This is a genomic window from Microbacterium xerophyticum, from assembly GCF_053543555.1.
Genome location: NZ_JBLVOB010000005.1, coordinates 347,742 through 354,694 on the forward strand (window position 1 = coordinate 347,742; position 6,953 = coordinate 354,694).

A 6,953-nucleotide genomic window follows, 5' to 3' on the forward strand; every position below is an offset into this window, starting at 1 on the left:
CGCCGTCCCCCCCCGTGCCGCATCGGAGCCTTACTGCAGAGCCGCTCCGAGCTCGTCCACCCACTGCTGCCCTGCTTGCTCGGGCGTGGCCTTGCCGAACAGCACGTCGGATTCCATCCGCTGCGACAGCTCATTCATGATCGCACCGCCTGCGGGCTGCGGAGGGGCGACGACGCCCTCTTCGAGCACGACGTCGACGTAATCGGCTGCGACCTGTCCCGGCTCGCTCAGCAGCGGCGCGACGACGGCGAGCGTCTCGGGGTTGAACGGCACACCGCGTGTGTCGAGGATGAGCTCCGCCGCAGCCGGCTCGTTCAGGAACCAGTCGACCAGCAGAGCAGCGGCCTCGGGGTGAGGTGTCGCCGCGTTGATGGCCCAGAACGCCGACGGGAGCAGGGCGACGCCGGAGGTATCCGTCGATGTGGGAGGCAGCATCATCTGCACGTTCTCGCCCGCCGTGGCGTAGGCGCCCATGAGGTTGCTGTAGCCGAAGGTGACTGCGGCCTGGCCCAGCGTGAACGGCTGCTGGTCGGGTGGAAGCTGCCAGTTGGCGGTGACGACGGACGGGTCGGGCAGGCCTCCCCCGTCGGCGAGCTGCTGCTCGATCTCGTACCAGCCGGTGATGTCCTCGGCGGTGACGTCGAGGGCGCCCTCCCAGTCGTACATGCCGAGCTCGCTGACCTGACCGGCATACGTGCCCATGATGTCCTGGATGCGAAGGTCCAGACCGTAGATCGGCTGACCCGCTGCATTGGTGAGTCCTGCGCTGCCGATCGCGTTGGCGGCGTCGATCAGGTCGTCCCAGCTCCAGCCCTCGCTCGGCACCTCGACTCCGGCCTGCTCGAAGATGTCGACGTTCACGAAGGCCGCGGTCGCGTTGCCTCCCGACGGAAGGCCGTACAGGGTGTCATCGACCAGTGCGCTGGTCAGCGAGAACTCCGGGTACTTGCTGTAGTCGAGCTGGTCGCTCACGGTCGACAGGTCGAGCAGGGCACCGAGCTCGCCGTACTCCTGCGGCTTGGCTCCGCCGAGGGCGAAGACATCGGGGGCCGTGTCGCCGCCTCCTGCGAAGTCCGTCGCCAGGCGGTTGAACAGATCGTCGGGCGCACCGACCGGCGTCTCGACGACGGTGATGTTGGGGTATTCGGCCTCGAACAGGTCGATGACCTCGGCGAACATGGTGGCGCGGGCGTCGTCGCCCCACCAGGACATCTCGAGTTCGATCTCCTCGTCGGGGTCGAACTCGCCGCCGTCGGCCTGCGAGCCGCCGGAGCAGCTGGTGAGTACGAGCGCTGTGGCGACGGCGATCGAGCCGATGGCCGCGCGGGAGCGTGTGTTACGCGTCATTGCGCCTCTTTCGGGTTGAGGCCGCCATCGTGGCGGCCGAATGGATTGCGGGTGTCAGGTGCAGCGATCTCGCACGTCGAGCTCAGCTCGACCTGGTGGAGAAACCGCTTTCACGTGAAGCTAGCATCACGAGCTCGACGTGTCAACGGATTCTGCGGAGCCGACAACAAACGACGAGTTCGTCGGCGCAGAAGGGCGCGGACGGGTCAGTCCTCGTCGGTCGAGGGCGCGGCTGCGGTGGAATCGCGCGTCTCGACGCGCGGCTGGAACACCACGTTGTGCCCCGGCTGCTCGCCGCTCATGAGCGCGCGCATCCGCTGCCACGCCAGCACGCCGAGCTCGGAGTGCGAGACGGATGCCGTCGTCAACGCCGGAGCCACGTACTGGGCCAGCGGGATGTCGTCGAAACCGGTCACCGAGACGTCATCCGGCACGCGAAGGCCCAGCTCCCGCAACCCGCCGATCAGCCCGATCGCGACGAGGTCGTTGAAGGCGAGCGCCGCCGTGACGCCGCTCTCGTGCACCGCGGGTGCGGCCGCCCGGCCGTCCTCCGACCCCGCGCCGGCGGGGATGCGCACGAGGCGCACGTCCGGGTGCTCGCGGATGAAATCGTCGAGTCCCCGTTCGCGGTGCGCGTTCGAGGCACTGCGCTCCGGACCGTGCACGTACGCCAGGGAGCGATGCCCCAGATCGTGCAGATGCTGCGCGAGAGCGGAGATCCCCGCGCGGTAGTCGATCGCCAGGGAGGGCGCCGTGATACCGGGCACACTTCGGTTGATGAGCACCAGAGGATGGAGCTGCGCGGCCAGAGCGGCGAGCTCCTCCTCGGGCATGCGAGGGGCGCAGAGCACGATCGCATCGGTGCGCCGACGGATCTCCACCGACAGCGGTCCCTCCTCGGAAGGGGTCTCCCCCGAGTCGGCGACGAGCACGCGGTAGCCGTCGAGCGCGGCGGTCTTGCTGAGCCCGGCGAGCACCGACTGGAAAGCGGGGTTGGCGAGGTCGGGCACGACGAACGCGATCGCGTGCGTGCGCCCCAGCGCCAGGCTGCGCGCCAACGGACTGGGCGCGTAGGCGAGCTCCCGCGCCGCCTCGCGAACCCGCTCGGCGACGTCCGGCTCTCCGCCGAAGCGTCCGTTCATCACCCGCGACACCGTGGCAGGGGACACGCCTGCGCTGCGCGCCACATCGGCGATCGTGACACTCCCGCGGTGTGCGGTCATCGCCATCCCTCCCGGCCGGGCGGGTGCCCGATCAGTGCCACCATACCGGCGTCGGCTTGACGAATCGCCTCGGACACGTCAATAATCGGATCATTCGTGAAACCGCTTTCTCGAGAAACCCGATTCGTCTCGAGAGCGAGAGATCTGACAAGGAGGTCACGTGAGCAGTCTCGGCGAACTTCGCACCATAGCGCGTTCTCGACGCGCCGGAAGTGGGCGCGTCAGAGAGAAGTACCCCGACAACAAGGCGGCGCTGGTATTCCTGCTGCCCTGGCTCGTGGGGCTTCTCGGCCTCACGATCGGCCCGATCATCGCTTCCCTCTACCTCTCATTCACCGACTACAACCTTCTCCAGCCCCCGGTCTGGTCGGGTCTGAGCAATTTCTTCGAGATGTTCGGAGACGCCCGGTTCTGGAACTCGGTCCGCGTCACGATGATCTACGTCTTCGTCGGCGTGCCCCTGCAATTGGCGCTGGCGCTCGCGCTCGCGATCCTGCTCGACAAAGGCATGCGCGGGCTCTCGTTCTACCGGTCGATCTTCTATCTGCCCTCGCTTCTCGGCGGGTCGGTGGCGATCGCGATCCTGTGGCGCCAGGTGTTCGGCAAGGACGGCATCGTCAACGGCTTCCTCGCCTGGTTCGGCATCGACGGCCCAGGGTGGATCGGGCATCCCGACTTCGCGCTCGGCACGCTCATCGTGCTGCACATCTGGACTTTCGGCTCGCCGATGGTGATCTTCCTCGCGGGGCTCCGGCAGATCCCGGAGATGTACTACGAGGCGGCGTCGATGGACGGCGCCGGCCGGATCCGTCAGTTCTTCGCCATCACCTTCCCCCTGCTGACGCCGGTGATCTTCTTCAACCTCGTGCTGCAGATCATCTTCGCCTTCCAATCGTTCACCCAGGCCTATGTGGTCTCGGGCGGAACGGGGGGCCCGAGCGATTCGACGATGTTCTTCACGCTCCTGCTCTACAAGGAGGCCTTCACCGAGCTCGACATGGGGTACGCCTCGGCGATGTCCTGGTTCCTGCTCGTCGTGATCGCGGCCTTCACCGCGTTCAACTTCTGGCTTTCGAAGTATTGGGTGTTCTATGACGACTGAAACCGAGACCCTCCTGCGGCCGAACCGGACCGACCGGCCTGCGCGTCGGTTCGCCAGCTCCCGCTCCCGCCTCCCGCAGCGACTGCGGTCGATCGGCAAGCATGTGATGCTCACCGGCGTCTCATTGCTGATGATCTACCCGCTGATCTGGCTGGTGGTGTCCAGTCTGAAGCCCAACGATCAGATCTTCCGCGACCTGAGCGTCTTCACCACCGACCTCACTCTGGAGAACTACACCAACGGGTGGAACGACCTTCAGGCGCCGTTCGGTGTCTTCCTGGTCAACTCCTCGATCATCGCGCTCGGAGCGATCGTGGGAAACCTGGTCTCCTGCTCGATGGCCGCGTACGCCTTCGCACGATTGAAGTTCCGCGGCCGCATGCTGGCGTTCACCCTGATGCTCGGCTCGATCATGCTGCCCTTCCAGGTGCTCCTGGTGCCGCAGTTCCTGATCTTCAAGGAACTGGGCTGGCTCAACACCTTCCTGCCGCTGGTCGCACCGAAGTTCCTGGCCACCGAGGCGTTCTTCGTGTTCCTGATGGTGCAGTTCATCCGCGGACTCCCGAAGGAGCTGTTCGAGGCCGCCCGGATGGACGGCGCCGGCCACTTCCGCAGTTACTTCCAGATCACCCTGCCGATGATCATCCCGTCGCTCGCGACCACCGCGATATTCACGTTCATCTGGACCTGGGGCGACTTCTTCGGACCGCTGATCTACGTCAGGCTGCCCGAGCTGTTCCCTGCTTCCCTCGCGCTGAAGGGCTTCCTCGACGCGCAGTCCAGCTCCGACTACGGGTCCATGTTCGCGATGAGCGTCGTATCCCTCCTGCCCCTGTTCCTCGTCTTCCTGTTCGGTCAGCGCTTCCTCATCAAGGGCGCAGCGACCTCAGGCATCAAGTGATCGGAAGAACCCTCGAATGACCCGCCGCCGCTACGCACTGGTCGGTACCGGCTCCCGCGCCCAGATGTACCTCGACGCGATAGCCACCACGCACGCCGACGTGGCCCAGCTCGTCGCCTGGTCCGACACCAACCCCGGCCGAGCGCAGTGGTCGTCGGAGCGCCACCCCGCTCTCGGCTCGCCGGCGTGGTTCGCGCCCGATGACCTCGCAGACGCCGTGCGCACGCACCGCGTCGACAGGGTCATCATCACCTCCCCCGACTTCACGCACGCCGACCACATCGTCACGGCTCTGGATGCCGGAGCGGATGTCGTCGTCGAGAAGCCGTTGACGATCGACGAAGAGGGTGTGCGGCGCATCGCGGAGGCGGTGGAGCGCACCGGGCGTGATGTCACCATCACGTTCAACTACCGCTACTCGCCCCGCAACACAGAGCTCAAGCGCGTCATCGCCGCCGGTGAGATCGGCGAGGTCACCGGCATCCACTTCGAATGGGTGCTCGACACCGCGCATGGAGCCGATTACTTCCGTCGCTGGCACCGCATCAAGGAGAAGTCGGGCGGACTGCTCATCCACAAGTCGAGCCATCACTTCGACCTCGTCAACTGGTGGACCGCAGACGTGCCCGCTCGCGTGTTCGCGTCGGGAGGACTGCGCTTCTACGGCGCGCAGAACGCCGCGAAGCGCGGACTCGCCGCACGGCCCGAGCGCGGCACGACGGATTCTCCCCTGCGGGACGCGTTCAGCCTCGACCTGCGCACGGATGCGACGTGGAAGGGCCTCTACCTCGACCAGGAGCAGCACGACGGGTACCTGCGCGATCGTGACGTGTTCGATGAGGGCATCACGATCGAGGACAACCTGTCGCTCGTGGTGGACTACGCCGGAGGCGCCTCCATGTCGTACTCGCTCAACGCCCACTCCCCGTGGGAGGGCTACACCGTCGCGATCAACGGCACGCTCGGCCGGGCCGAGCTGACCGTCGTCGAACGCGGAACCGTGCTCGTGGACGAGGACGGCCGCACGGTGGTCGACCCCAGCGCCCGCCCCGATCTGGTCGCGGACGACGCCACCCGGCCGGTCTCGGAGCGTCTCGTCGTGCAGAAGCACTTCCAGCCTGCGCGTGAGATCCCGATCCCGGAGGGGGTCGGGGGCCACGGCGGCGGCGATGCCGTGCTGCTGCGCGACGTGTTCGTCGGCGGGCAGGCCGATCCGCTCGGGCGCACTGCGGACTGGAGCGATGGGGTGCGCAGCATGGTGGTCGGACTTGCCGGCAACCGCTCGCTCGCCGACGATCGCGCTGTGCGCATCGACGAACTCGATCTCGGTCCGGCCGGCGCCGCTCTCGCCGGCTTCGCGCAGTGAAGGCCGGCGGTCGGGTCATCGTCACCGGCGGCGCCGGGCGGCTCGGACGCAGCGTCGTCCGGGCGCTGGCGGCTGCCGGATACGAGGTCGTCTCGATCGACAGGGCGAAGGTCGAGGACCTTCCTGCCGAGCAGCGGCAGACCGACCTTCTGGATGCGGCCGCCACGCGCGCCGTCTTCGCCGAGCTCGCCCCCGATGCCGTGGTCCACCTCGCCGCCATCGCCGTGCCGGGTGCACTGCCCGACCCCGAGGTCTTCGACATCAACACCCGTCTGGTGTGGAACGTGCTCGAGGCGACCATCGCTGCGGGGGCGGGCGCCCTTCTCGTGGCGTCGAGCCCGACCGTGATCGGCTACGGGTCGCCGTCGGGGTGGAGTCCGGCGTACCTGCCGCTCGACGAGCAGCATCCGCTCGCCCCGTGGAACGGCTACGCGGTCTCGAAGGTCGCGATCGAGCAGATCGTACGGATGGCCGTGCGCCGCAACGGCGACACCGTGCGCTTCGGCGCCTTCCGCCCCTGCTACGTCATCGCCCCCGAGGAGTGGGCGGGGGCCGAGACCCAGCAGGGCCACACCATCGCCGAGCGTCTCGCCGACCCGGCGCTCTCCGCCGTCGCGCTGTTCAACTACGTCGATGCCCGCGATGCCGGAGAGTTCGTGCGCAGCTGGCTCGAGCACGCGTCCGAGATACCGAACGGAGAGGTCTTCTTCGTCGGTGCTCCGGATGCTCTGCTGGATTCGCCCACCGGCCCCGCGCTGACAGCGTTCGTGCCTGGGACTTCGGAGATGGCGGCGGGCCTGCCCGCCGATGCCGCGGTCTTCTCGTCCGCTCACGCGGAACGACTGCTCGGCTGGCGTGCGCGTCACACCTGGCGCACCGAGCTGCGTGACCTCGCAGCATCCGATGAGCCCCAGGAGTCGTTCCGTGCCTGAGCCCGCTCCACTGATCACGGACCTGCGCACCCGGCTCATCCGCATCCCGCTGACTCGGCCATGGGGCGCGGATGTCACCGAC

General features: G+C 67.5%; 6 protein-coding genes. 4 read left to right on the forward strand and 2 right to left on the reverse strand.

All coding sequences use genetic code 11. The annotated features are described in order from the left end of the window. Positions 1-30: 30 nt before the first annotated feature. On the reverse strand, positions 31-1,347 hold the full coding sequence (locus ACNPNP_RS06200) for an ABC transporter substrate-binding protein (RefSeq protein ID WP_448965172.1): 1,317 nt from the start codon (positions 1,345-1,347) through the stop codon (positions 31-33). A 206-nt stretch (positions 1,348-1,553) separates the two neighbouring features. Beyond that, positions 1,554-2,576 (reverse strand): LacI family DNA-binding transcriptional regulator, encoded by a 1,023-nt coding sequence (locus ACNPNP_RS06205; protein WP_448965173.1) that lies wholly within the window; start codon positions 2,574-2,576, stop codon positions 1,554-1,556. Between the two features lie 154 nt (positions 2,577-2,730). Between ACNPNP_RS06205 and ACNPNP_RS06210 the strand changes: the two genes are divergently transcribed. From ACNPNP_RS06210 to ACNPNP_RS06225, 4 genes are read left to right on the forward strand one after another with little or no spacing between them, the layout of a single operon-like run. Then, the gene (locus ACNPNP_RS06210; RefSeq protein ID WP_448965174.1) at positions 2,731-3,672 is read left to right on the forward strand and encodes a carbohydrate ABC transporter permease; all 942 of its coding nucleotides are present in this window, start codon (positions 2,731-2,733) and stop codon (positions 3,670-3,672) included. Beyond that, the gene (locus tag ACNPNP_RS06215) at positions 3,662-4,573 is read left to right on the forward strand and encodes a carbohydrate ABC transporter permease (RefSeq protein WP_448965175.1); all 912 of its coding nucleotides are present in this window, start codon (positions 3,662-3,664) and stop codon (positions 4,571-4,573) included. Before ACNPNP_RS06210 ends, ACNPNP_RS06215 begins: the two co-directional genes overlap by 11 nt. Before the next feature lie 16 nt (positions 4,574-4,589). Continuing rightward, positions 4,590-5,939, forward strand: coding sequence for a Gfo/Idh/MocA family protein (locus ACNPNP_RS06220; protein ID WP_448965176.1), 1,350 nt, complete (start codon positions 4,590-4,592; stop codon positions 5,937-5,939). Next, on the forward strand, positions 5,936-6,871 hold the full coding sequence (locus ACNPNP_RS06225) for an NAD-dependent epimerase/dehydratase family protein (RefSeq protein WP_448965177.1): 936 nt from the start codon (positions 5,936-5,938) through the stop codon (positions 6,869-6,871). Before ACNPNP_RS06220 ends, ACNPNP_RS06225 begins: the two co-directional genes overlap by 4 nt. Positions 6,872-6,953 lie beyond the last annotated feature (82 nt).